We start from the raw sequence: 23,501 nt of genomic DNA, 5'->3' as shown, positions 1-23,501 counted from the left end.
AAGACGGCGGTGAAGCTGTCAGTTGTCGTCGCTACCGCTGCCCTTGTCATGCCTCTGGCCCCGGTACAAGCCCAGGACCTGGCGGTTGAGCAGGATGCCGTGCCCGCCGCGGTTTCCGGCGAGTCGAATGCTGATGCTCAACCACATCCCGAGGGCGAGGCCGAGCTGTCACCTAGCCCGCTCGACACTCCGTGGTTACAGGAGCGGGCCGACGGGAGGATTGCTCAAGTTCAAGGTGCGCGCACGCTTAACGACGCATCCTCCCTAAGCGCCGACACCACGTTCAAACACGTCGGAGCCAGTGAGGCTGGCACCCAGAAGTTCGAGTTGCGCTCGGAGATTGAAGTTACCGGCCTGGAGGACCCCGACCAGACAATCTCCCTGGACAGTCTTTCTTTCGTCCGTAACCAATACGATGTTCCCACTCAGTGGGTTGAGGACATCACCGTGAACGGTGTGTCGCTCAGTGACGACAAGGCCGAGGTGTTCGAGTACCCGGACTTAGATTCTTACGCGGAAGCCGGCATTGACTACGCGGTCGACATTCCCAGTGATGTCACCGGTGACTTGATCACTGTCGACACCCACGGGATTGACCTACCCGAATCGTTCACAGTCTCCATGACGGTGCACCTGCCGGAAGAAACTCCGGCAGGTGGAAGGTACAAGTGGGAGCTCTACACAGGTTCTGCCGATGCCTTCACGCTGAACAGCACCGCGCTTGCTGTTGATTCGGGCGCTCGTCTCGCGCCGGAGTACGGGGCTGTCCCGGCAGGCCACGCGCGAGTCGTCGTCCAGGTCGGTGGCGATCAGATCTACGGACCCTCCGGCCGAAACGCAGCGTACTGGGAGCAGAACGGCAACGGTGCCACTCGGGTGCCGGGACGACTGCCGAGTACCTACGGTTTCACCGCCGGCGAGGGGGCGCAGCTGCAGCTTTACGCACCGCGCGACGGTAGGTTCGGCAATTCGGAGGCTCACTCTGAGATGACGAGTACTGACCCCCTCGTTCCGATCAAGGAGCCGTGGGCAACGTGCACCACTGATTCAAACGGCGAATGTGTTTTCAACATTCCTACTACCGGTGGGGATGCTCGACCTTACTACTGGATTGGTATGTCTAAAGCTTCTCCGGGGTACACGGTTCAACCGCTTGTAAGAATTGGTGGTTCGGGTAACTCTTTCACGAGCACCGGGCAGGCTATGCATTACGTCTACGCCACTCCAAACTTGACAACCGGCTCAACGTTCTATTCGGGGGTCAACATAACGCGCAAAGGCGGTGGCGACGGTGCCGACTGGCAAACCCCAGGCAACTCAGCAGCATTCATGTACGAGGTCCAAGGCAACGGATCAAACCACCGAAGCTCCCTCGGCGTTATCCAGCAGGTGCGCGATAATCCGGCTATGCCCGAACGCTGCGGGTTGAATGTAGCGCTAGTCGTTGACCTTTCCGGAAGTATGGGATCGCAAGGTCTTAAAACGATTAAGGGTGTAGTCAACTCCGTGGCCTCTCGTTTGCAGGGCACTGATACGAATCTCGGGTTGTTCAACTTCGCTGAGAACTCACCCGCTAAACGAAATGGATCCAACCTCAGTTCTCCGGTCAGTGTGAGCACGCAAAGCGGTCAAGCCGCGATTAAGAAATGGGTAGATGGGCTTGCTATTCCCACCGAACGTGAGGGGCAGGCCACTAACTGGCAGGAAGCTCTATATCAGGTAGCGCAATATAACGAGCAGAATCCCAGTAACCAATACGACGTCGTGTACATGATCACCGACGGCAATCCAACTGTTCGAAAGGATGACGCGTTCGGCAATGCCGATGCCGGAGAAGGTTTTCTGACGCCGGATGGTGCTGCAACAGAGTTTCGAGATGTTGAGGGTGCAATCGGTGCAGCCAACATGGTGAAAGCTCAAGGCACGCGCATCGTGGCTGTTGGTATTCCGTCCAACTGGAGAGGCGTGATCACCAGCCGGGATGATCAGCTCGCTGTTTCCGACGAAAACTTGAAGGCAATTTCTGGTGGAAGTGGACACCAGGGTGGTAAAGACAATCTTCGCGCTGCCGACTTCGCCCAGTTTGAGGACAGCGAGGTCATGCAGACAGCGATCATCAACTCCCTCAACTCCTGCGCAATCACAGTCGAGCGCCGGTTCTACGGAGGAGAGGACCCGAATGCGCTTCCTACGCCGGAAAACACTCGAGGGACGAATGAGGAGACGGTGTCTGGCCAATGGTCGTTCCACTCTGAGGAGACGCCCCCAAGTGGTCGTGTAACGACCGAAGACAAGATTCCCAATGCCTGGAACAGGCGCAGGGACAACTATATGTCCGAGTTTGCCCTTGAGAAGCAAACTACGTATCCGAAGGTCGTAATCCGCGAGGACCCCTCGAAGATTCCAGAAGGCTGGGTCCGCATGGATGCTGAGGGCGGTAAGCGCGCCCAGTGCTTCGACCCTAGGGGTGCCCCGGTGGAGGTTAATAACCTCCCCGCTGGGGGAAACCCCGCCCAGCACCCGAAGAACACGACGGACGATGGTCTGACGAATGACTTCTCACTGACCAATGTTCCAGTTTCGGGAGTCCACTGCATCGTGTACTACCAAGCCAAGCCGGCCGATCAACCGTTCAAGTTCAAGCTCAATAAGGTTGATTCCATGGACAACACCATCAGCCTTGACGGTGCCCAGTTCGCACTTACTGGCCTGGACAAGGACAACGCAGGTGAAAAGAAACCGATCACGGTTCCGGGTGCCGTCAAGGGTGAGTTCCATTGGGACAAGCTCGCTACCGGACGCTACGAGCTACGGGAAACGAAACCAGCCGACCATGGTTATGTCATGCTGAGCGAACCGGTGTACTTCCGCGTCGCTACGGCGAAAGAGGGAAATAAGGAGGTAACGAAGCTCTACCTCCTTGCTGGGAAGGATGATCGCACGGGCAGAGAAGTGGCTGACCCGGACAAGATCGAGACGTTCCCGGTGACCCACTTCAGCCAGACCAAGGTTGGCAACGAGGTCCAGGTGACCATGAAGGTCGCCAACACGAAGAGTGGCACCCTTCCGAAGACCGGTGGCCACGGTGTCTACACGCAGATGCTGTTGGGGCTAGTGCTCCTGCTGACCGGAGCGTTCACGGCGCGTCGACGTAGCGCGGCGTAGAAGCACGGAGAAGAGGGCTCCCCACTAGGAGTACTGAGAGATCAGTTCGCCTAACGGGGAGTTTTCGCTCGTGCATGGGTCGGAGGTAGCGTCCGTCATTTCTTCCTTTACTACTGTCCGAACGCGGGTTGGGGGTGGTTGCCGGGGGCCCGTTTCCGGAGAAAGCGCTGAAAATCCACTGGAAGTTATGGTCTCGTTATGGCAAAGTTGCGAAGCGTTAATACTATGGGTGTGTCCTCTAACCCTGGATTAAGGAATCACGTGGCTATGAAACGTCTGACCGCTGTCATCTCTGCGACTGCTCTCACGCTATCGGCCCTGGTAGCGCCAACTGCTGCTGCAAACGACATCCAGTACTACACCGCACGAAACGGGGTGACCATCCCCGTTTTTAAAACAGCCGACGGCAATGAGGGAACACTCGTGTTCTTGAACGGTGACGGCACCCGTCGCTACACCACGCCGGATGGTCACTTCATCCAGAAAATTACCGAGGAAGTCAAGAACGAAAACGTCGACAGCCTGTTCCTGCTCCCGCCGAACAACCAGGACTCCTGGTGGCGGACCCGCGATGTCGATTCCTGGTGCGACGCCGTGCGCGAGTACCTGAACACGCTGCAGACCCCGGCTATCGAGGTCGCCGGATACTCCGGTGGCGCCGAGTTCATCGGCCGTCACCTGATGCTCGACGACACCACCTGGGTGCCCGACAACACCTCTTTCACCATGATCGGTGGCGGCAGCATCGGCGGTTACTCCGTTAACCCGCCGGCGCCCGGTAAGGAAGGCACGAAACTGGATTGGGTTGTCGGCCACAACGACACCTGGCTGCGGGAGCAGCCCACCTTCTCTGCCCGCCACGCAGCGGAGCGTTCTGAAACCGAGTACAAGCGGACCGGCTTCGACAACACCACGCTGGAGCTGGTGAGCGGTGATCACTACAACTACGACTTCCCGCAGATCCTCGGGAGCAGCGTCCGCGAGATGAAGAGCTCCGCAGCTCCGGCACCGCAGCCTGTCGCTCCGCCGGCACCGCCCGCTCCGGCGCCGGAAGCGCCCGCGCCGGCACCGGTACCGGTTGACCCGGGTGCTCCTGTGCCTCCTCCGGCAGAGAAGCCGGCACCGGCTCCAGAGCAGAAGCCGGCACCAGCGCCTGCACCTGAGCAGAAGCCTGCCCCGGACAAGCCGAACAAGGGCTCGGACAACGGCGACGCGAGCAAGGATGAGGCCGCGCTGGCTTGGGGCCGTGTGTGGGCCTTCCTCAGCAGCCTCCTGGTCCTGTACAAGGGCTCTAAGTAGTAAATAGCCTCTGTCGCGATACCATCAGTTTCTGATGGGCAGCGACAAGAAGCACAAGAAGTGGCCGTGGGCCGTCGGCGCGGCAGCGCTGGTGGCCGTCGCCGGCGTGGTCGGCACCGGCGTGTGGGTGCAGCACGAGCTGGGGGACCTCACTCACGCGCCGGCCTACAGCATGACGCAGCCTGCCCCGCTCGCGGTGCAGGAGGCGTCGCCGGAGGGGGTTGATGGGGCGGAGCTCGTCGATAAGCTCGCGGCGCAAGCCGCGAATCCTGCGCTGGGGACGCTGCATGTGCGCATCAGCGACGGCCTGACGGGGAAGACCGTTTTCGAGCAGCGCGCGGGCGAGCCGCTGCAGCCCGCGAGCGCGACGAAGCTGCTCACCGCGGCCGCTGCGCTGTACACGCTGGAGCCTGACGCGACTGTGAGCACGCAGGTGCTGCGCAAAGGCGATGCCGTGACGGTAAAGGCCGCGGGTGACGTGTGGCTCACGCCGAGCGACGTAGATGAACTCGCGGCGAAGGTCGGCTCCGCATCCGCCGTGTACGTGGACAAGAGCATTTGGCCCGAGGAGACGTTCATGCCGGGCTGGGACCCGGAGGACATCGACGGCGGTTACATCGCGCCGATGGAGCCGATCATGGTGCACGGCGGGCGTCTCGGTGAGCCGGTTGGTGACGTGCCGCGCACGCATACGCCGGCGCTCGACGTCGCGCAAAGCATCGCCGACCGCGTGGGGGCGGAGACCGTCGGTTTCGGTCCCGCGCCAGCGGATGGCGAAGTCGTGGCCACGGTCGAGTCGCCGCCGCTGACCGAGCGTCTGCGCGACATGATGAAGGACTCCGACAACGTCATGGCGGAAGCGATCGGCCGCGAAATCGCCCGCGCACGCGGAGGTACATCGCCGCAGGCCACGCTCAATGCGCTCACAGAGCACGGCTTCAACATCAATGGAGTCACGCTCGCGGACTCGTCGGGACTGTCGCGCTTCGACCTCATCCCTCCGCGCTTGCTTGACGACGTCATGGTGCGCGCCACCTCCACCAACGAACTGCGCGACCTGCTAACCACCTTGGCTGTCGCCGGCGGTGACGGCACGCTTATCGACAGGTACGGCGACCTCTCCGGTCGCGGCTGGGTCCACGCCAAAACCGGAACGCTGACAGGGACGTCCGCGCTGGTGGGCACCGTCACCTCCAAAGCGGGCAACGTGTACACCTTCGCGATGATCAGTAACGACTCCGAAGTCCTGGCTGCCCGCGCCGCCCTCGACCAGTTCGCTTCCACCCTGCGGGAATACTAGCCGGGCGTCGCGGGGCCGGGGCGGCGCGGGGCGCGCGGGGGGCGGCGGTGCGGGCCGCGCTGGGGCGGGCCTTCGGCTACGTGCCGTTCCGCGCCCCTCAAAATCCCGGTTAGCTAGAAACAGGTGACTAGAATGCCGGAAATATGAGCCCAGAAGGAACATTCCAGTCGTTTGTTTCTAGTCAATCGGGTTCGGGGGCGGCCTGATGCCACCGGTTGAACCGTTTTGGCCGCGGGTCTCACCGCACTTCCTCGCGTGTCGGCGCGCTGTGCGAGCTCATGCCGACGCTGTGCGACCTCATGCCGGCGCCGTGCGATCCAACACCGATACTGCGCGCTCGGCCGTCATCGGCCTCTCCGGCGGGCCGGACTCCTTGGCGTTGGTCGCTGCTGCGGCGGCGGAAGGCCGCGACGTGCGGGCGGTGGTGGTGGATCACGGGTTGCAGGAGGGGTCGGCAAGCGTGGCGGAGCAGGCTCGAGCGGCGGCGGAAACCCTCGGGGTCACGGCCACAATTGTGCGGGTCGAGGTGGAGACCGCGCCGGGGGAAAGCGTCGAAGCGGCTGCGCGCGAGGCTCGTTACCAGGCGTTATTCGCTGAGGCGGCAGCGGACGGCAGCGACGTGTGGGTTGCCCACACCCTCGACGACCAGGCCGAAACCCTGCTCCTCGGTGCTCTGCGCGGAAACCCGGCGGGGATGTCGCCGGTGACAGAAACCGCCAGCGGCCGTCTCGTGCGACCGTTCCTCCAGGTCAGACGAGCGGAGACCGTCGGCGCGTGCGAGGAACTGGGCCTGCAGCCGTGGCACGACCCGATGAACGACGACACCGCTTATCGACGAGTCGCCGTCCGGAAGTCCATCATCCCCGCCCTCGGTGACCTCATCGGCGGGGACGCCGCCGCACCGCTGGCCAAAACGGCAGAGCGGATCGCCGCTGACAACGCGCTCATTGACGCGGCTTACGACCTCAGCCCGACGAACGACTGTGCTGAACTCGCCGCCGACCCCGCTCCGATCCGGCAGCGCCGCATCAGGGCGTGGTTACGAACTTACGGGGTTGAGTTGGGTGGGGGGCAGGTAGGAAGCGTCGATAAGCTGTGCGTTGAGTGGCGCGGACAAGGGCCTGTCGATGTCGCCGGCGCGCGGGTGGGGCGGGCGAACGGGCGGCTGTACGTTGAGTAGCTTGCCAACTTTCTCCCACCTAATAGCTCCCACCTAATAGTGGGTTGTTCGCGCAGAGTTTTGGCACAATAGCGCACATGGCTGACTTGCACGACAAGAAGGACTTCAACGTCCCGGACCACCGTTACGGCAACGACGTGGAGGCAGTGCTCATCCCAGAAGAGGAGCTGCAGCACCGCATCCAGGAAATGGCGGACAAAGTTTCCGAGCTGTACCGGGACGCCGACGATGACCTCATCCTCGTGTGCGTGCTCAAAGGTGCGGTCTACTTCCTCACCGACTTCGCCCGCGCGCTGTCGATTCCGGCGCAGGTGGAGTTCATGGCCGTGTCCTCCTACGGCAATTCGACCACGAGTTCCGGCGTGGTGCGCATTATGAAGGACTTGGACAAGGAGATCTCCGGCCGCGACGTGCTGGTCGTGGAGGACATCATCGACTCCGGGCTGACCCTGTCGTGGCTGATGAAGAACTTGAAGGGCCGCCAGCCGAAGAGCCTGCGGGTAGTCACGCTGCTGCGTAAGCCTGAAGTGCAGAGTGCGCAGGTGGAGCTTTTCGACGTCGGATTCGACATCCCCAATGAATTCGTCATCGGTTACGGCTTGGACTATGCGGAGCGCTACCGCGATTTGCCGTACATCGGCACGTTGCACCCGCGGGTCTATTCGGATGTGGGCGAAGAACCGGTTCCTGCGCGCGAAGAAGGCCCGGAATCCGTCGAGATTTGAACGGTCGTTCACGGCGACGCTGTGAGCGAACGTTCCGCCCGGGAATTTAATGTCCAGCCCGTGAGTAGGGTGTAATAGCTAGAAACCATTCACCCCCTCCCCACCAAGCAAAAGGGCTAGATGAATAACAAACTGGTCGTGCGTTACGGCATCATCGGTGCCGTCCTGCTGATTCTGCTGTACCTGACCACCTTGATCGGTGATCAGTCGCGCAACTACGTCGAGGTAGATACCTCCATCGCGCTGCAACAGTTGGCGGACAATAACGTCGAAGAAGCTCAGATCGATGACCGTGAACAGCGTGTTCGCCTGGACCTGCGCGAACCCATCACCGTCGAGGAGCGCGAAGGCATTGAGTCTGTGCAGGCGCAGTACCCGGCGCGCACGACTCCGGACATCTTCAACGCGGTACGCGAGTCGGAGACGGAGACCTACACCACCAACGTGACGCAGGATTCCTTCCTGTTGTCGATGTTGGGCTTCATGCTGCCGATGCTGCTCATCTTCGGCCTGATCATGTTCTTCATGTACCGCATGCAGGCGGGCGGCGGCATGTTCGGCATCGGTGGCTCGCGTGCCAAACAGCTGACCAAGGACATGCCGACGAACACGTTCGCCGATGTGGCCGGTGCGGATGAGGCTGTCGACGAGCTGCAGGAGATCAAGGACTTCCTCCAGGACCCGGAGATCTACGAGAAGCTGGGCGCGAAGATACCCCGCGGTGTGCTGCTCTACGGCCCGCCCGGTACCGGTAAGACGCTGCTGGCCCGCGCGGTCGCAGGTGAGGCTGGGGTGCCGTTCTACTCCATCTCCGGTTCGGACTTCGTGGAGATGTTCGTCGGTGTCGGTGCTTCCCGTGTGCGCGACTTGTTCAAACAGGCCCGCGAGAACTCGCCGTGCATCATCTTCGTCGACGAGATTGATGCAGTCGGCCGTCAGCGCGGCTCCGGCACCGGCGGCGGTCACGACGAGCGTGAGCAGACCCTCAACCAGTTGCTCGTGGAGATGGACGGCTTCGGTGACCGCGAAGGCGTCATCCTCATTGCCGCGACGAACCGGCCCGACATTCTCGACCCGGCGCTGCTGCGCCCGGGCCGTTTCGACCGCCAGATCCCGGTGACCAACCCGGACTTAGCCGGCCGCAAGAAAATCCTCGAAGTTCACGCGAAGAACAAGCCGCTCGGCCCCGATGTCGACTTGGGTTCCCTGGCGAAGCGCACCGCCGGCATGTCCGGTGCGGACCTGTCCAACGTCCTCAATGAGGCCGCTCTGCTCACCGCCCGCATCGGCGGCAACGTGATCACTGCCGACGCTCTCGAGGAAGCGTCCGACCGTGTCGTCGGTGGCCCCCGCCGTTCGTCGAAGATCATCTCCGAGAAGGAGAAGAAGGTCACTGCCTACCACGAGGGTGGCCACACGCTCGCCGCGTGGGCGCTCAAGGACATCGAGCGCGTCTACAAGGTGACCATCCTGGCCCGCGGCCGCACCGGCGGCCACGCCATGACGGCCGCCGAGGACGACAAGGGCATGTACAACCGTGACGAGCTTTATGCCCGCCTCGTCTTCGCCATGGGTGGCCGTGCCGCCGAGGAGCTCGTCTTCGGCGAGCCCACTACCGGCGCGTCGGCCGACATTGAGCAGGCCACGAAGATCGCCCGCGCGATGGTCATGGAGTACGGCATGAGCTCCACTCTCGGCACCGTGAAGTACGGCGACGAGGACGGCGATCCGTTCGCGCGCGCGATGGGCGGCGGCTCGCTGGACTATTCGCCGGCGGTTGCGGAGTCCATTGACCGCGAGGTGCGTGAGCTTATCGACGTCGCACACGCCCGCGCCTACTCCATCCTCGCGGAGCACCGCGACTACTTGGATACGCTGGCCTCGAAGCTGCTGGAGAAGGAAACCCTGCGCCGCGGCGACTTGGAAGCCATTTTCGACGGTATCGACCCGCAGGATGCGGACCTGCCCATCGTGGATTCGCGCTTTACCCGCCAGGCCGGTTATGAACCGGTGAAGACCCCGGTGGAGCTGGCCAAGGAACGCGGCGAGGAACCGCCGAAGAAGTTCTCCTTGCTCGAGGCTTCCCAGCAGGCACGCGAACGCCGACAGGCGCAGCGCAAGGCTGAGTTGGACCAGGACTACAATAAGCGTTACACCCAGGGTGGATCCTCGCGCTGGCGCCGCGGCCAGAACCAGGACGGCCAGAACGGGGCAGGCCCGACCGGTTCCGCACCGTACCCCGGCGGCGAGGGACCCCGCCCGCGTTACGACGGTCCCCAGCCCCCGGCTGACTGGTCCTACGCCGGCGACGGACGCACCAGCCAGCAGGGCCAGCCTGGTCAGCCGGTTCCACCTGTGCAGCCGGCACCTCAGCCACAGCCGCAGCCTCTGCCGAACCAGCCGACTGAACAGTTCGGCGCCGCGCAGCCTGCACCGCAGGGTCAGCCGCAGCCGCAGCACCCGGGAACGAATGCTTACCCCGCGCACCCGCAGGGCCAGCCGCCACAGCAGGAGCTGATCGGTTTCCGTCTCCCGGACAATGAGCAGCCGGACCACCAGTGGGACGACAAGAAGGATGCGCCGGGTGAAGAATCGGCGCCGAGCCAGGACGCTTCTGGGGTGGCTGAGCCGACGTCGGAGGATTCTGACCCGACCCAGCAGTTGCCACGCCCAGACGCTGACCCGGGCAACTCCCGACCCCTGAAGCCGGAGGAGTGACAGTGACGAAGCCTGAAGACAACGTCGACAACATCGACGACATCGTCAATCCTGGCCTGTTGGCCGGCGATGAAGAAGTGGAACCGATCGTCGAGCCCGGCACCGGGGATGGCAGCGGGCGCCCCGCGTTCGACCGCGAGCGCGCCGAAGCCGCTGTGCGCGAACTGCTGCTCGCGGTGGGGGAGGACCCGGACCGGGAAGGTCTCGTGGACACCCCGGCTCGTGTCGCCCGCGCCTACGAAGAGGTCTTTGCTGGGCTGCACGTCGACCCGACGGAGGTCCTGGACAAGACGTTCGCGGAGAACCACGAGGAGCTCGTCCTGGTGCGGGATGTGCCGATCTACTCCACCTGCGAGCACCACCTGGTGCCGTTCTACGGCGTGGCGCACATCGGCTACATCCCCGGCAGTGACGGTCATGTCACCGGTTTGTCCAAGCTAGCGCGGCTGGCGGATATGTACGCGAAGCGTCCGCAGGTGCAGGAGAGGTTGACGAGTCAGATTGCGGATGCACTCGTCGATAAGCTGCAGGCGCAATCCGTGATTGTCGTGATTGAATGCGAGCACCTGTGCATGGCCATGCGTGGTATCCGCAAGCCGGGCGCAACGACGACGACCTCGGCTGTGCGCGGCGGTTTCAAGCGCAACGCCGCATCGCGGGCCGAAGTGTTGAGCCTGATCAGGGGGTAAAAAGCATGACCACGGTGAAGGAGCTGACCACCCCGGGCCGGACGATGGTCATGGGAATCCTCAACGTCACCAAGGACAGCTTTTCGGACGGCGGCAAGTGGCTCGACCGCGACGCCGCCATCGCGCACGCGAAGGACCTGGTGGCACAGGGGGCGGACATGATCGATGTCGGCGCCGAATCGACCCGCCCGGGTGCCACCCGCGTGGAGGCAGACCTCGAAGCCGAGCGCGTGAAGCCGGTCATCGCGGCGCTGCACGCGGAGGGAATCCGCACGTCGGTGGATACGATGCGCGCGTCGACGGCGCTTGCCGCAGCCGAGGCTGGCGTGGACATGATCAACGATGTCTCCGGCGGCCTAGCCGACCGTGATATGTACCGCGTTATGGCGGAGACCGGCTTGCCGGTGTGCCTTATGCACTGGCGGACTCTGAATGGCGGCGAATTCGGCAACGCGGCCGGTGCGGCTGATCACGGCGGAGACGTGGTGGCCGACGTGCGCGATACCCTGAAGCGCCTGACTGACAACGCGGTCGACGCGGGTGTGGACCGCTCGCAGATCGTGCTGGACCCGGGCCTTGGTTTCGCGAAAACCGCCGCCGACAACTGGGCGCTGCTCCAGGCGCTGTCTGAACTCATCGACGGGGACCTGCCCATCCTCGTCGGCGCCTCCCGCAAGCGTTTCCTCATGGAGGTCCGGGCAAACCGCGGCTTGGAAGCGAACCCGGGCCTGGCGGATCCCGCGACGAGCGCGGTGACGGCGATCAGCGCGCACCTCGGCGCATGGGGCGTCCGGGTGCACGAAGTCGATGTGTCGCGTGACGCGGTCGATGTCGCCGCCGCATGGCGTCTCGGCGCAGACTACGCCAGCACGCAGAACACCCCAGGAGGTAGCAATGGCTGACCGCATTCAACTGACCGGCATTCAGGTCCACGCGAACCACGGTGTCCTGCCGCATGAGACGGAGTTCGGCCAGCCGTTCACCGTCGACATCACCTGCTGGCTCGACTTCGCAGCCGCTGCAGCCGGGGATGATCTGACGCAGACCGTGAACTATGCCGCGTTGACGCAACTGGCTGTGGACATCGCGGGTGGTACTGCGCGCCAGCTCATCGAGACCGTCGCCACCGAGATCGCCGACGCTGCGCTTGCCGAGTTCACCCAGCTCCACGCCATCGAGGTCACTGTGCACAAGCCGCATGCGCCCGTGGGCGTTGCGCTTGACGACGTCGCCGTCACCTCCCGCCGCTCCCGCAAGACCGCCGCGTCCATGCCGACGATGGTGCGCCCCAGCACCCCCGGCGCGCCTGGACACGCAGGCACCGAGGAGGCCTGACCGTGATGCGCGCTGTCATTTCCACCGGGTCCAATATGGGGAATTCGCGCGCGCACCTGGCCAAGGTGGCCGAGGACTTCGCCGCTGAACTCGTGGAGGCCTCGAGCTTCTACCGCACTCCGCCGTGGGGTGGGGTGGAGCAGCAGGACTTCCTCAACCAAGTGCTTATCGTCGAGGTCGAGGAGTCGCCCGAAGAGCTGCTCGCCCGCTGCCAGCGCCTCGAACGCAAAGCGGGCCGCGTGCGCGAGGTCCGCTGGGGCCCGCGCACCCTGGACGTGGACATCGTTGCGCTTTTCGACGACACCGGCGCACCGATCACCCGCGACACCGAGACGCTGACCGTGCCGCATCCCCGCGCTTTCGAAAGAGCCTTTGTGCTGGTGCCGTGGAGGGAGGTCGGCGGGGACGTCGATAAGCATCTGGCTGCGCTCGCCCCCGCGGAGGTCGCCGAGGTGCGGAAGGTGGAGCCGTGAAACGCACCGACATCGCAGCTCTCATCGGAACCGCGGGGTTCTTCGCCGCGGCCGCGCTGATCCTGGTGCGTCGCTTCTACGGCTCATGGCAGACAGTGTCCATCGTGTGGGCGTTGCCGTTGTGGGCGGTCGGCGCGCTCTGCGTCTTCCTGGCGGTGATGGTGCGCCGCCGGCGTGACGAGGGCCGCGTGGGCTTGGACCGCTCCCAACTCAACCCAATGATGGTGGCTAACTTCCTGGTGATAGGGAAGTCCGGCGCCTGGGCAGGTGCGGTACTGGGCGGCTGGTTTTTGGGTCTCACATTATGGGTTGTGCCGCGGATAAATATGCTTGCCGCGGCAGAGGCAGACGCGCCCGGGGTGCTCGCGGGACTCGCAGGCGCAGTTTTCTTAAGCGTTGCTGGTGTTATTCTTGAGCGTTCCTGCGAAGTGTCGCCACCTAATGAGGGTGAAGGTGCGGGTTAAGGTAAAGGGCATGACTGAACAGGCAGGACGGACCCGATCGCGCGACGGGGGCAATCTGTGGATGATGCTCCTGATCGCTCTGGCATTGATTGCAACTGTGATCATGCTGATCAGCGATTCCTCCGTCTGGCTCCAGGTCGCCCTGCTCGCCGCCCTATGGGCCGCAATCCTCGGTTTCTTGCTGGTCACCCGCACGCGACACGACCGCGACGCTGCCCAAGCGCTTCTCGACGCTGAGCGTCGCGAGCACGCCGCCGAAATCGACGCCCTCAACGCCCGCAATGAAGCCGCCCGTGCCGCCGAAGGCCTCCCGCCTACCACCGCCGATGCGGAGATCTTGCGCGAGATCCGCGAAGAGTTGGCGAACCTGCGGGCACAGCTTGAGGACCTCTCCGGCCGGGAATTCGGCTACGAGCCGGCTGCCCTCCAAGCCGAAGCGCGGCGCGTCCGGGAGATCGAGTCGCGCACCAGTCACGTTGTCCGCTCCGAGGCGCAGCAGCAACCGCCGCGGGCTCACGCACAGCAGCAGCGCCCAACGCAGCAGCACCCGCAGTCAGCACAGCAGACGCCGTCCCGCCGCTGGCAGGGCCCGGGTGCAGAGGATGACACCTCCCGCATCGAGCCGGTCCGCGTCCAGGAGCAGCCTGAACCGCCGCGCGCGACCGCGCGCCAGACTGGCCCCGGCTCCTCCTCTCTGTTCGGCGCGCCGTCCTCGGATGCTGTCGCCGGCCGCGTCGGATCGCACCGCGCTCCGGAGGGCCGCAACCCGCTGACCGACCTGATCCGCGAGCGCCAGGAAGAGATCGAGCGCGAGCAGGCTGCGCGTGAGGCGCAAGAAAAGGCTGAGGCTGAGCGCCGCGAGCGCGCCGCCCGCGAGCAGCGCCAACGGGAAGAAGAGCAGCGCCGTCAGCGCGAAGAAGCACAACGCCAGCACGAGGCGGAGCAGCGCCGCCAGCTCGAGGAGGCCCAGCGCCGCCAGCGGGAAGAAGAGCAGCGTCGCCACCGCGAGGAGCTAGAGCGCCGCCAGCGCGAGGAAGCGGCTCGGGCGCAGGAGGCGCAGCGGGCTGAGTTGGAGGCTCGTAAACGTCGAGAAGCGGAAGAACGTGCCGCCGCAGAGACCCGCAGCGAACGAGATGAACCGCGCGGACGCCGTCGCGCAGACGAGCGCGGCGATGGATCGCTGACCGTTGCTGAGCTGCTCGCGCGCAGTAGGGGCCAGTAATGCCAGCACCACGCCTGCACGTCGGGTACATGGGCAAGACTGACCTGGCCGATGAGTTGGCTCGTGTCGGGCACCGGACCACTCCGATTACCGGTGGGGAGTCGCTGGAGCCGTTCGACCTCATCGTCATCGAGCAAGTCTGGTGGGCCATTCCGGCGCTTGCGGAGGGGATGTCGCAGCGGATCCGCAAAGGTCAGATGGTGCTGCACACCGCGGTGGAGACCGGGGTGCAGGCGCTCGATCCGTTGGAAGTCAACGGCGCGATTGTCATGGCGGCGCACCGGGTGTGGAAGAACTATTGGGTGACTTCGGCGGCGGATGAAGTCGGTGAGTCCGTGGTCAACCTGCTCATCAGTGAAATCGGCGGCAACGTGACACTGATTGAGGACCGCCAGCGCCCGGCGATCAAGGCCGCCGAGCGGATGCGGGCGCTGTCCTACGAGGTGAACATGGATGCCTACAACCTCCTGCGCCGCAACATTCGCGCGATCGAGCCGGACGCGGTCGAGTTTTGGGGCCCAGAGGATGAGCCCATGGCAGACACGATCGACGTCGAAGAGCTCGAGTCGATTTACGGCGCGATTGAAAGCACGGATATTGCGACCTTGTACGCCGCGTTAGAGCGCCGCTACGCCTCGCGCAACAAGCTTGCGGACCAAGAGTTGTGGGCGCTGGGCAAACGCCCGATGTAGGCCCGGCATCCGCTGGCCCGTACGCTTGGGTCCCATGACGTTCACGCCGGGCACAGCCACTGTTGTCACCGATCCAGCGCAGCTGGCCACCTACGGCCGCGCGTTCCGCAAGACGGGCAAGCGCGTCACGCTCGTCCCGTTGGGGAAGGGCATTCACGCCGGCCACATTTCCCTGATTCGCGCCGCGAAGTCGCTGCTGGGCAGCATGGTCATAGTCACCTACTCCGGCGCGGAGGTTCCCGCAGACTTCGCCCGCGAGGGGGTGGACGTGGTCTTTCACGGCAGCTTCGATCCGGCGGTGCGCATCACGCCGCAACTGGACCATCTCGAGGACCCGGACGCGATCGCTGGCGCCGTCACGCGCACCGTCGCTGCGATGAACGCCACGCACGCGACGGATGTGGTGGTCGGGGAGAAGGACTTCGAGGAGCTCGTCGCGCTCCAGCACGCAGTCACCGCGCTGCGCATGGAGGTCCAGCTGCACAGCTTGCCGACGGTTCGTGCCAGCGGCGGCATCGCCATGTCACTGCGTAACGAGCATGTCGCACCGGAATCCCAGGACGCCGCCCTCGCCATCGGCGCAGCCTTGACCGCCGGCGCGCATGTCGCCGAAGACGGGCCGGAGCGGATTCTGCAGACGGTGTCGGGAGTGCTCGAGGCTGGCGGTGTGACCCCGGAATATGTGGAGCTGCGGTCGCTCGCGTTCGGCCCTGCGCCTAGTGTCGGGGACGCCCGCCTGCTCGTTGCTGCCACCGTGGGCGGGGTGCGCTTGATCGACAACGTCGGTGTGCCGGTCGGAGTGGGTTTTAGAAACCTTGACGCGTAAAACGCCGGGGTATGTTTAATGCATGCCCCACCATGATTTCTATTCATCGCTTGGGTTGGACCGTGACCGCGATGCTGCGACTCTCGCCGCGACGATCGACTGGCGGCTTGCGGACAGTAACATCAGCCCCGCCCAGCGTGATGAGCTGCAGGTAGCCCAGAAAATCCTGGGTGACGAGCGCCGCCGAGCGTTGTACGACGCCCGTCTGGACGACCCGACCGCGCCGACCATCGACGTTGCCTCCCTGCGCGAACTGGCCGACATCGATTTCGGCCCCGCGGAGGCTGACGAGATGGCGGACGAGACGGTAACCACGAGCATCCCCGTCGCACCGGCCCCAGCAGTGGAGCCTGAGGCGCCGCAGGCCTCAGCCGATGAGGAGCCTAAGACGGAGGTCAAACCCAAGCCGAAACAGTACTACCCGGACACAGACCCGAACGCGGAGGCAGTCAGCCCCGTGCAGCAGTACCCGGTCCAGTCATATCCGGCACAGTATCCGGGCCCGCCGCCGGGGTATTACCCGCCGCAGGTGCAGGGCGCTGACAAGCCCCGCCGCGGAAAAACAGTGCCGGTGATCCTGGGTGTTCTCCTGTTGCTCGGCGCGCTGGGTGCCGGCGGTTGGTGGTTCTGGAACAACCAGAGTGAGCCCTGGGAGCCGGAGGACCAGGTCATCGCGGATGCGTTCCCGCGCATCATCGGGGAGGAGAACGGTCAGCGCGGCTGGTTGGGGATGCGGTGCACGTCAAAGGAACCGGAGGAGGGCCAGGACGCCCGGATCCGCTGCGCCGACAAGCAGCTCGGTGTGAGCGTCATGGACTACGGCACGGTGGAGGCTCGCGACGGGATGCTTCCGGATGAGGATCCGGTCGTTCTCACCCAGGGTGAGTGCGAAGTGCACTCGTACGAACGCGCGGGTCAGAGCCCGCCGGTTTATGTCCTTGCGCCGCAGGGGCAAGATGGCCGGTTCCTCCTCGTGGTCAACGGTGAGGACGCAGAGAACAAGCGCCTCCACCTCAATATGTGCGATAAGACCCGCGAGTGACCGAGCGCTGATTCTGGACGTTGCCTGACTACTACTCACTTCGCAGAACCGACTACGGTAGGAGAGCGTGACTACCCAGGACCTTTCAGAGCAGCAACAGATCCGCCGCGCGAAGCGTGAGAAGCTCCTTGCACAGGGGCATGAGCCGTACCCGGTCGTTGTCGACCGCACGACGTCGCTGAAGGACCTGCGTGCGAAGTACTCCACCGCTGAGGGGGAGCTCGCGCTGGAGCCGGGTGAGGAGACGCAGGATGAGGTTGCGGTCGCAGGCCGCATCATGTTCCAGCGCAACACGGGCAAGCTGTGCTTTGCGACGTTGCAGGAAGGTGACGGCACCCAACTCCAGGTCATGCTCTCCCTGGCGGAGGTCGGCGAGGAGTCGCTGGCGAACTGGAAGGCCGATACCGACCTGGGCGATATTGTCTCCGTGCGGGGCCGGGTCATTGCGTCGAAACGCGGTGAGCTGTCTGTGATGGCGAGCAGCTGGCACATGGCGTCGAAGGCACTGCGCCCGCTGCCGGTCGCTTTCGCCGACATGAATGAAGAGCAGCGCGTGCGTTACCGCTACACCGATCTGATCATGCGTGATGACGCACGCAAGAACGCGCTGACCCGCATCAAGGTGATCGCCGCGCTGCGTAAGTACCTCACGGGCCTGGACTTCGTTGAGGTGGAGACCCCGATGCTGCAGACTCTGCACGGTGGTGCCGCTGCGCGTCCGTTCGAGACGCACTCCAACGCCCTGGACATCGACCTGTACCTGCGCATCGCGCCGGAGTTGTACCTGAAGCGCTGTGTGGTCGGCGGCATTGATCGCGTCTTCGAGATCAATCGCAACTTCCGCAACGAGGGCGTGGATAGCTCGCACTCGCCTGAGTTCACCATGATGGAGACCTACCAAGCGTGGGGCACCTACAAAGATGGCGCGGAGACCATCAAGGGCGCCGTGCAGTTCTGCGCGCAGGAAGTCTTCGGCTCAACGACGGTGACGCTTGCCGACGGCACCTCCTACGACCTCGGCGGCGACTGGAAAGTCCTGGAGATGTACCCGTCCCTGAATGAGGCGCTGGCGCGGAAGTTCCCGGGTCAGCCGGAGGTGACGATCGACTCCACCGTCGATGAGCTCAAGGGCATCGCCGCCGCGATTGGCCTGAAGGTTCCGGAGAACGCGGGCTGGGGCCACGGCAAGCTCGTCGAGGAGATCTGGGAGGAGCTGTGCTCCGACCAGCTGTACGAGCCGACCTTTGTGATCAACTTCCCGGTCGAGACCTCCCCGCTGACCCGTGATCACCGCGAGAAACCGCGCGTGACCGAGAAGTGGGACCTCTACGTCCGCGGTTTCGAGCTGGCTACCGGCTATTCCGAGCTGGTCGACCCGGTGATCCAGCGCGAGCGTTTCGAGGACCAGGCCCGCCTGGCCGCCGACGGTGACGACGAAGCCATGGTTCTCGACGAGGACTTCCTCGCCGCCATGGAGCAGGGCATGCCGCCGACCGCCGGCACCGGCATGGGTATCGACCGTCTCCTCATGGCCCTGACCGGTTTGGGCATCCGTGAGACCGTCCTGTTCCCGATGGTGCGCCCCGAGGCTTAAACCACCTCGCGGCTCGCGCCGAAAAGCACCTCTTTGCAGGGAGAACCGGGTTAGTCTGAGCCCATGCGCTCATTGACCCGCTCCGTGGCCGCCGTGTGCGGTGCCCTTCTGCTCGCCGTCACTGTTGTCGGCTGCTCTAGTGAAGGCGTTGAGGAGCCGGTCCTTTCCTCCTCGTCATCGTCTTCTACTGCTGACAAGCCCGCTGAGGCGGATGAGCAGGCGGAAAGTACCGACACTCAGCCAGCGTCCAACGCCTCCGAAGCGGACTGCTCGTTGAACGCGATCGAGCGCGACTTCGGAGACGAAGACGACTGGATTCTTTTCGAGTGCGAAGGCGACTTCGCCTACGTCGGGGCCGACGGTACTGAGTTCCACTTCCCTGCGATGTGGAAGAACGGCAAGTGGACAAAGATTCAAAACGACGGTTACGTCGAGAGAGCACTAACGGCCCCGTGTTACTCGCAATCGACGGTGGACGGCTTGGGCATCGGGCCGAAGGTCCGTTCCAGCATGCTCAACTGCGCCACGGGAAAGCGGTTCGACGACGACACCTCCGAATCCGGCAAAACTGACGTGAGCCAGTACATCACACAGGTCGGTCTTGGCGAGGCGGGCATGAACGCGTCTTTCCCGGACTGCGACGGCCGGCTCATTCTCATCCTGGATTCGGTCGTCGATGATCCCTCCCTCGGCGATACGCAGGACCGCTTGGCGCAAGCGGCGTTGCTCGACAAGCCGTTCGGCAAGGAATTCACCGTCCCTGGCCAGTGCGCTTCCCTGCGCAAACAGGTCGACGGACACGACATCTACCCCGTCTACCTGGATTTCGGCAAGGACAAGTCTGCGGCGTGCTCAGCGAAGTCACGGTACGGCGGTAACGTCCGCCCGCTTATCGACGGCGACTTCGCCCCGGGCAACAACCAATCGGTCGACGAAGCCCGTCTTGCTCTCGATCCCTGCTAGAGCGTGCCGGTGGGCGTTCCCGAGATGGGATATTGTCGCAAGTAGTCACTTTCAAACGGTCAGCGATTCAAGAAAGGTTCTCCCCATGAGCTCCATGTGGAACGGCTACCCCTATGGCCAGCAGTATGATCGTGATGGCCTGCCTGTCACGGGCGCTCACCCGGGTTACGAGAGCTACGGTTACGGTCAATCCCCGCAATGTTTCTCCGAACCGTATGCGCAGGAGCATTACGTCCAGCCGGCGTATCATCCGCCGGCACCGTACATGGCTCAGCCGTATCCGTACGCCGTTAAGCCGAAGAACAAGGTCATCGCTGCTCTGTTGTTCTTCTTTCTCGGGGAGTTCGGGATCGGAAACTTCTACATGGGGCAGACGGGCCGAGGAGTAGCAAAACTGGTCCTTCTTGCCGCGACCTTCTTCTTCGCGATCACGATCATCGGGCTCGTCGTAGCTATCCCTATGGGCATTGCGTTAGCGATCTGGCCGTTGGTGGAAATGATTTTGGTCCTCACTGGCGCGGCGGGCTACGACCGCGACGGTAATGGTGTGCCCTTGGAGTAGGGGGACCAACCCGCCCTGGATCCCTGCTAAAAGGCAATCGAGGGCTGTTCGCTACTGGCGAACACTACTGTGAGCTGGACTTTTGTGTCTCCGTGGCGGAATGAGACTGCAAGCAGGGAAGGGGTTTCGCACCTGCGCGTTATGGTGGGTGGAACAAAAATTAGCTGTCTTTAGCCATAAAGGGGTTGCCACATGTTCGAGCGGTTTACAGACCGTGCACGGCGCGTGATCGTGCTGGCCCAGCAGGAAGCACGCGACCTGAACCACAACTACATTGGTACTGAGCACATTCTGCTCGGCCTGATCCAAGAGGGCGAGGGCGTTGCAGCCAAGGCCCTTGAATCCATGGGCATCAACCTTGACGACGTCCGACGTGAGGTCGAAGAGATCATCGGCCGCGGCTCCCAGCCACACACCGGCCACGTGCCGTTCACTCCGCGCGCCAAGAAGGTACTGGAGCTCTCCCTGCGTGAGGGACTGCAGATGGGGCACAAGTACATCGGTACGGAGTTCCTGCTCCTCGGTCTCATCCGCGAGGGTGAAGGTGTGGCCGCGCAGGTGCTGATCAAGCTCGGTGCGGATCTGCCGCGCGTGCGTCAGCAGGTCATCCAGCTGCTGTCTGGTTATGAGGGCGGCGAGGGCCAGAACCCTGAAATCGCCGAAGGCCAGCAGGGCGGCCCGGGTCTGACCGGCGCCGGTGCTGGCTCCGGCAGCATGGGCGGCATGGGCTCCGGTCGCGGAGGCAACCAGGGCGAGCGCTCCAACTCGCTCGTGCTGGACCAGTTCGGCCGCAACCTCACCGCCGCTGCCAAGGAAGGCAAGCTCGATCCTGTCGTCGGACGCGATAAGGAGATTGAGCGCATCATGCAGGTGCTGTCGCGCCGCACCAAGAACAATCCGGTGCTCATCGGTGAGCCGGGTGTGGGTAAGACCGCCGTCGTGGAGGGCCTCGCCCTGGACATCGCCAACGGCAAGGTTCCGGAGACTCTGAAGGACAAGCAGGTCTACTCGCTCGATTTGGGCTCCCTCGTGGCTGGTTCCCGCTACCGCGGTGACTTCGAGGAGCGCCTGAAGAAGGTGCTCAAGGAGATCAACCAGCGCGGCGACATCATCCTGTTCATCGATGAGATTCACACCCTCGTCGGTGCGGGTGCCGCAGAAGGCGCCATTGATGCTGCATCGCTGCTGAAGCCGAAGCTGGCCCGCGGTGAGCTGCAGACCATCGGTGCCACCACGCTCGACGAGTACCGCAAGCACATTGAGAAGGACGCCGCCCTTGAGCGTCGTTTCCAGCCGGTGCAGGTCGACGAGCCGTCGGTGGAGAACACCATCCAGATCCTCAAGGGTCTGCGTGATCGTTATGAGGCGCACCACCGCGTCTCCTACACCGACGACGCGCTCGCCGCAGCTGCGAACTTGTCGGACCGCTACATCAACGACCGTTTCCTGCCGGACAAGGCTGTCGACCTCCTCGACGAGGCCGGCGCACGCATGCGCATCAAGCGCATGACCGCCCCGAAGGGTCTGCGCGATGTCGACGACCGCATCACCGAGGTGCGCCGCGAGAAGGAAGCGGCTATCGACGCCCAGGACTTCGAGAAGGCTGCCGGCCTGCGCGACACCGAGCGCAAGCTGGGTGAAGAGCGTGCTGAGAAGGAAAAGCAGTGGCGCGCCGGTGAGCTCGAGGACATCGCCGAGGTGGGCGAGGAGCAGATCGCGGACGTGCTGGCCAACTGGACCGGCATCCCCGTGTTCAAGCTCACCGAGTCCGAGTCCTCCCGCCTCTTGCACATGGAGGACGAGCTGCACCAGCGCATCATCGGCCAGGACGACGCCGTCAAGGCAGTCTCCCGCGCTATCCGGCGCACGCGTGCCGGCCTGAAGGACCCGAAGCGCCCGTCCGGTTCCTTCATCTTCGCCGGTCCGTCCGGTGTGGGTAAGACGGAGCTGTCCAAGGCGCTCGCTGAGTTCCTCTTCGGCGACGAGGACTCCCTGATCCAGGTGGACATGGGTGAGTTCCACGACCGCTTCACCGCATCGCGCCTGTTCGGTGCGCCTCCGGGATACGTCGGTTACGAAGAGGGTGGCCAGCTCACGGAGAAGGTGCGCCGCAAGCCGTTCAGCGTCGTGCTTTTCGACGAAATCGAGAAAGCCCACAAGGAGATTTACAACACCCTCCTGCAGGTGCTCGAAGAAGGCCACGTCACCGACGGCCAGGGCCGCAACGTGGACTTCAAGAACACGGTGCTGATCTTCACCTCCAACTTGGGTACGTCTGACATCTCCAAGGCTGTCGGACTGGGCTTCAGTGGCGCCAGCGCCACCGACTCGGATGCCCAGTACGAGCGCATGAAACAGAAGGTTCATGACGAGCTGAAGAAGCACTTCCGCCCCGAGTTCCTCAACCGTATCGACGAGATCGTGGTCTTCCACCAGCTCACCCAGGAGCAGATCGTCGAGATGGTGGAGCTGCTCGCTGGACGCTTGGCGAAGAACCTCGAGACCCAGGACATGGGTATCGAGTTGTCCGAGGATGCCAAGAACCTTCTGGCAGCCCGCGGTTTCGATCCCGTGCTCGGTGCGCGCCCGCTGCGCCGCACCATCCAGCGCGAGATCGAGGATGTCCTGTCGGAGAAGATCCTCTTCGGCGAGATCGGTGCCGGCGAGATCATTGAGGTCGGTGTGACCAACTGGGACGGCAAGACCGACTCGCCGCGCGACTACGAATCGGCCGAGTTCACCTTCACTCCGAAGCCGAAGCCGCTGCCGGAGGACACCTTCGGTGAGCTTGAGGATGATGATGTCCGCGACATCGCTCCGAAGGACGGCCAGGAGGACTACCAGGTCCGCGCGACCACGCCGGTTGACCCGGATGAGACCGACGAGCCCGGCCCGGACTCGGACCCTGCGGCTGACGCTGACGCCGATGCTGACTCTGAGAGCAACTTCGGTGAGGACGGCGCCCCCGGCACCGCCCTGCTTGACCGCCCGCGTGACGGTCGCGACAGTGATGACGGCGACAACGCCGACGGCACCGACAACACTGACGGCCCGGACCCGGACGATCTGTCCGATGGTGACGGCGAGAAGGCCTAACCCTTAAGCCGTCGGGCCCTCAGCCCGAGCCCAAGAACCCGCGCATCCCCTCACACCACGAGAGGGGAAGCGCGGGTTTCGCCGTTTCACGCCGCGCGCAAGATATAGATTGCATCCTTACTGCGGCAAGAGAAAATGACCTGGTGTTTTAGGCAC

At 63.8% G+C, this 23,501-nt stretch carries 19 protein-coding genes; all 19 read left to right on the top strand.

What is annotated here, in order from left to right; genetic code table 11:
* The first annotated feature begins 9 nt into the window (after positions 1-9).
* Positions 10-3,165 carry a VWA domain-containing protein gene (locus tag KBX19_RS08675; RefSeq protein ID WP_255998443.1) on the top strand — a complete coding sequence of 1,052 codons (3,156 nt, stop codon included), beginning with the start codon at positions 10-12 and terminating at the stop codon, positions 3,163-3,165.
* Positions 3,166-3,432: 267 nt separating this feature from the next.
* Positions 3,433-4,464 (top strand): hypothetical protein, encoded by a 1,032-nt coding sequence (locus KBX19_RS08670; protein WP_255998441.1) that lies wholly within the window; start codon positions 3,433-3,435, stop codon positions 4,462-4,464.
* A 34-nt stretch (positions 4,465-4,498) separates the two neighbouring features.
* Entirely contained in the window at positions 4,499-5,764 is a 1,266-nt protein-coding gene (dacB, locus tag KBX19_RS08665; RefSeq protein WP_255998439.1) for a D-alanyl-D-alanine carboxypeptidase/D-alanyl-D-alanine-endopeptidase, read from the top strand.
* Between the two features lie 310 nt (positions 5,765-6,074).
* On the top strand, positions 6,075-6,944 hold the full coding sequence (gene tilS, locus KBX19_RS08660; RefSeq protein WP_255998438.1) for a tRNA lysidine(34) synthetase TilS: 870 nt from the start codon (positions 6,075-6,077) through the stop codon (positions 6,942-6,944).
* A 77-nt stretch (positions 6,945-7,021) separates the two neighbouring features.
* On the top strand, positions 7,022-7,669 hold the full coding sequence (gene hpt / locus KBX19_RS08655; RefSeq protein ID WP_005288515.1) for a hypoxanthine phosphoribosyltransferase: 648 nt from the start codon (positions 7,022-7,024) through the stop codon (positions 7,667-7,669).
* Between the two features lie 120 nt (positions 7,670-7,789).
* Entirely contained in the window at positions 7,790-10,387 is a 2,598-nt protein-coding gene (gene ftsH, locus KBX19_RS08650; protein ID WP_255998436.1) for an ATP-dependent zinc metalloprotease FtsH, read from the top strand.
* A gap of 86 nt (positions 10,388-10,473) precedes the next feature.
* Complete coding sequence (gene folE, locus KBX19_RS08645; RefSeq protein ID WP_050748861.1) at positions 10,474-11,076, top strand: GTP cyclohydrolase I FolE; 603 nt, start codon at positions 10,474-10,476, stop codon at positions 11,074-11,076.
* A gap of 5 nt (positions 11,077-11,081) precedes the next feature.
* On the top strand, positions 11,082-11,978 hold the full coding sequence (gene folP, locus KBX19_RS08640) for a dihydropteroate synthase (protein WP_255998434.1): 897 nt from the start codon (positions 11,082-11,084) through the stop codon (positions 11,976-11,978).
* The gene (folB, locus tag KBX19_RS08635) at positions 11,971-12,411 is read left to right on the top strand and encodes a dihydroneopterin aldolase (RefSeq protein WP_255998433.1); all 441 of its coding nucleotides are present in this window, start codon (positions 11,971-11,973) and stop codon (positions 12,409-12,411) included. Before folP ends, folB begins: the two co-directional genes overlap by 8 nt.
* Before the next feature lie 5 nt (positions 12,412-12,416).
* Positions 12,417-12,884 (top strand): 2-amino-4-hydroxy-6-hydroxymethyldihydropteridine diphosphokinase, encoded by a 468-nt coding sequence (gene folK, locus KBX19_RS08630; RefSeq protein ID WP_005288525.1) that lies wholly within the window; start codon positions 12,417-12,419, stop codon positions 12,882-12,884.
* On the top strand, positions 12,881-13,348 hold the full coding sequence (locus KBX19_RS08625) for a DUF3180 domain-containing protein (RefSeq protein ID WP_005288526.1): 468 nt from the start codon (positions 12,881-12,883) through the stop codon (positions 13,346-13,348). The genes folK and KBX19_RS08625 overlap by 4 nt, the downstream gene beginning before the upstream one ends.
* A 10-nt stretch (positions 13,349-13,358) precedes the next feature.
* Positions 13,359-14,570 (top strand): DUF6779 domain-containing protein, encoded by a 1,212-nt coding sequence (locus KBX19_RS08620; protein ID WP_255998432.1) that lies wholly within the window; start codon positions 13,359-13,361, stop codon positions 14,568-14,570.
* Entirely contained in the window at positions 14,570-15,262 is a 693-nt protein-coding gene (locus KBX19_RS08615) for a hypothetical protein (RefSeq protein ID WP_255998430.1), read from the top strand. The genes KBX19_RS08620 and KBX19_RS08615 overlap by 1 nt, the downstream gene beginning before the upstream one ends.
* A 34-nt stretch (positions 15,263-15,296) precedes the next feature.
* Positions 15,297-16,088: a pantoate--beta-alanine ligase gene (locus tag KBX19_RS08610; protein ID WP_255998429.1), complete on the top strand. Its 792-nt coding sequence runs from the start codon at positions 15,297-15,299 to the stop codon at positions 16,086-16,088.
* A 22-nt stretch (positions 16,089-16,110) separates the two neighbouring features.
* Positions 16,111-17,130 (top strand): hypothetical protein, encoded by a 1,020-nt coding sequence (locus KBX19_RS08605; RefSeq protein WP_255998427.1) that lies wholly within the window; start codon positions 16,111-16,113, stop codon positions 17,128-17,130.
* A gap of 67 nt (positions 17,131-17,197) precedes the next feature.
* A complete protein-coding gene (gene lysS, locus KBX19_RS08600; RefSeq protein WP_255998425.1) occupies positions 17,198-18,724 on the top strand; it encodes a lysine--tRNA ligase in 1,527 nt (508 codons plus the stop codon).
* 63 nt (positions 18,725-18,787) lie between these two features.
* Positions 18,788-19,687 (top strand): hypothetical protein, encoded by a 900-nt coding sequence (locus KBX19_RS08595; protein ID WP_255998424.1) that lies wholly within the window; start codon positions 18,788-18,790, stop codon positions 19,685-19,687.
* A gap of 85 nt (positions 19,688-19,772) precedes the next feature.
* Positions 19,773-20,249, top strand: coding sequence for a TM2 domain-containing protein (locus tag KBX19_RS08590; RefSeq protein ID WP_255998422.1), 477 nt, complete (start codon positions 19,773-19,775; stop codon positions 20,247-20,249).
* A 192-nt stretch (positions 20,250-20,441) separates the two neighbouring features.
* Entirely contained in the window at positions 20,442-23,345 is a 2,904-nt protein-coding gene (locus tag KBX19_RS08585) for an ATP-dependent Clp protease ATP-binding subunit (protein ID WP_255998421.1), read from the top strand.
* Positions 23,346-23,501: the final 156 nt, after the last annotated feature.

It is taken from the genome of Corynebacterium sp. CCUG 71335, assembly GCF_024454075.1.
Lineage (GTDB): Bacteria > Actinomycetota > Actinomycetes > Mycobacteriales > Mycobacteriaceae > Corynebacterium > Corynebacterium genitalium.
The sequence above is the reverse complement of the archived record's forward strand: the minus strand, read 5'-3'. Positions and strand labels throughout refer to the sequence as shown.

Excerpts from the sequence above, each read along its gene's own strand:
- KBX19_RS08615 (WP_255998430.1), top strand. The coding sequence starts at position 14,570 with ATGCCAGCACCACGCCTGCACGTCGGGTACATGGGCAAGACTGACCTG.
- KBX19_RS08610 (WP_255998429.1), top strand. The coding sequence starts at position 15,297 with ATGACGTTCACGCCGGGCACAGCCACTGTTGTCACCGATCCAGCGCAG.
- KBX19_RS08590 (WP_255998422.1), top strand. The coding sequence starts at position 19,773 with ATGAGCTCCATGTGGAACGGCTACCCCTATGGCCAGCAGTATGATCGT.
- hpt (WP_005288515.1), top strand. The coding sequence starts at position 7,022 with ATGGCTGACTTGCACGACAAGAAGGACTTCAACGTCCCGGACCACCGT.
- KBX19_RS08585 (WP_255998421.1), top strand. The coding sequence starts at position 20,442 with ATGTTCGAGCGGTTTACAGACCGTGCACGGCGCGTGATCGTGCTGGCC.
- folP (WP_255998434.1), top strand. The coding sequence starts at position 11,082 with ATGACCACGGTGAAGGAGCTGACCACCCCGGGCCGGACGATGGTCATG.
- KBX19_RS08670 (WP_255998441.1), top strand. The coding sequence starts at position 3,433 with ATGAAACGTCTGACCGCTGTCATCTCTGCGACTGCTCTCACGCTATCG.
- folB (WP_255998433.1), top strand. The coding sequence starts at position 11,971 with ATGGCTGACCGCATTCAACTGACCGGCATTCAGGTCCACGCGAACCAC.
- KBX19_RS08595 (WP_255998424.1), top strand. The coding sequence starts at position 18,788 with ATGCGCTCATTGACCCGCTCCGTGGCCGCCGTGTGCGGTGCCCTTCTG.
- dacB (WP_255998439.1), top strand. The coding sequence starts at position 4,499 with ATGGGCAGCGACAAGAAGCACAAGAAGTGGCCGTGGGCCGTCGGCGCG.
- folK (WP_005288525.1), top strand. The coding sequence starts at position 12,417 with ATGCGCGCTGTCATTTCCACCGGGTCCAATATGGGGAATTCGCGCGCG.
- KBX19_RS08605 (WP_255998427.1), top strand. The coding sequence starts at position 16,111 with ATGCCCCACCATGATTTCTATTCATCGCTTGGGTTGGACCGTGACCGC.
- KBX19_RS08620 (WP_255998432.1), top strand. The coding sequence starts at position 13,359 with ATGACTGAACAGGCAGGACGGACCCGATCGCGCGACGGGGGCAATCTG.
- ftsH (WP_255998436.1), top strand. The coding sequence starts at position 7,790 with ATGAATAACAAACTGGTCGTGCGTTACGGCATCATCGGTGCCGTCCTG.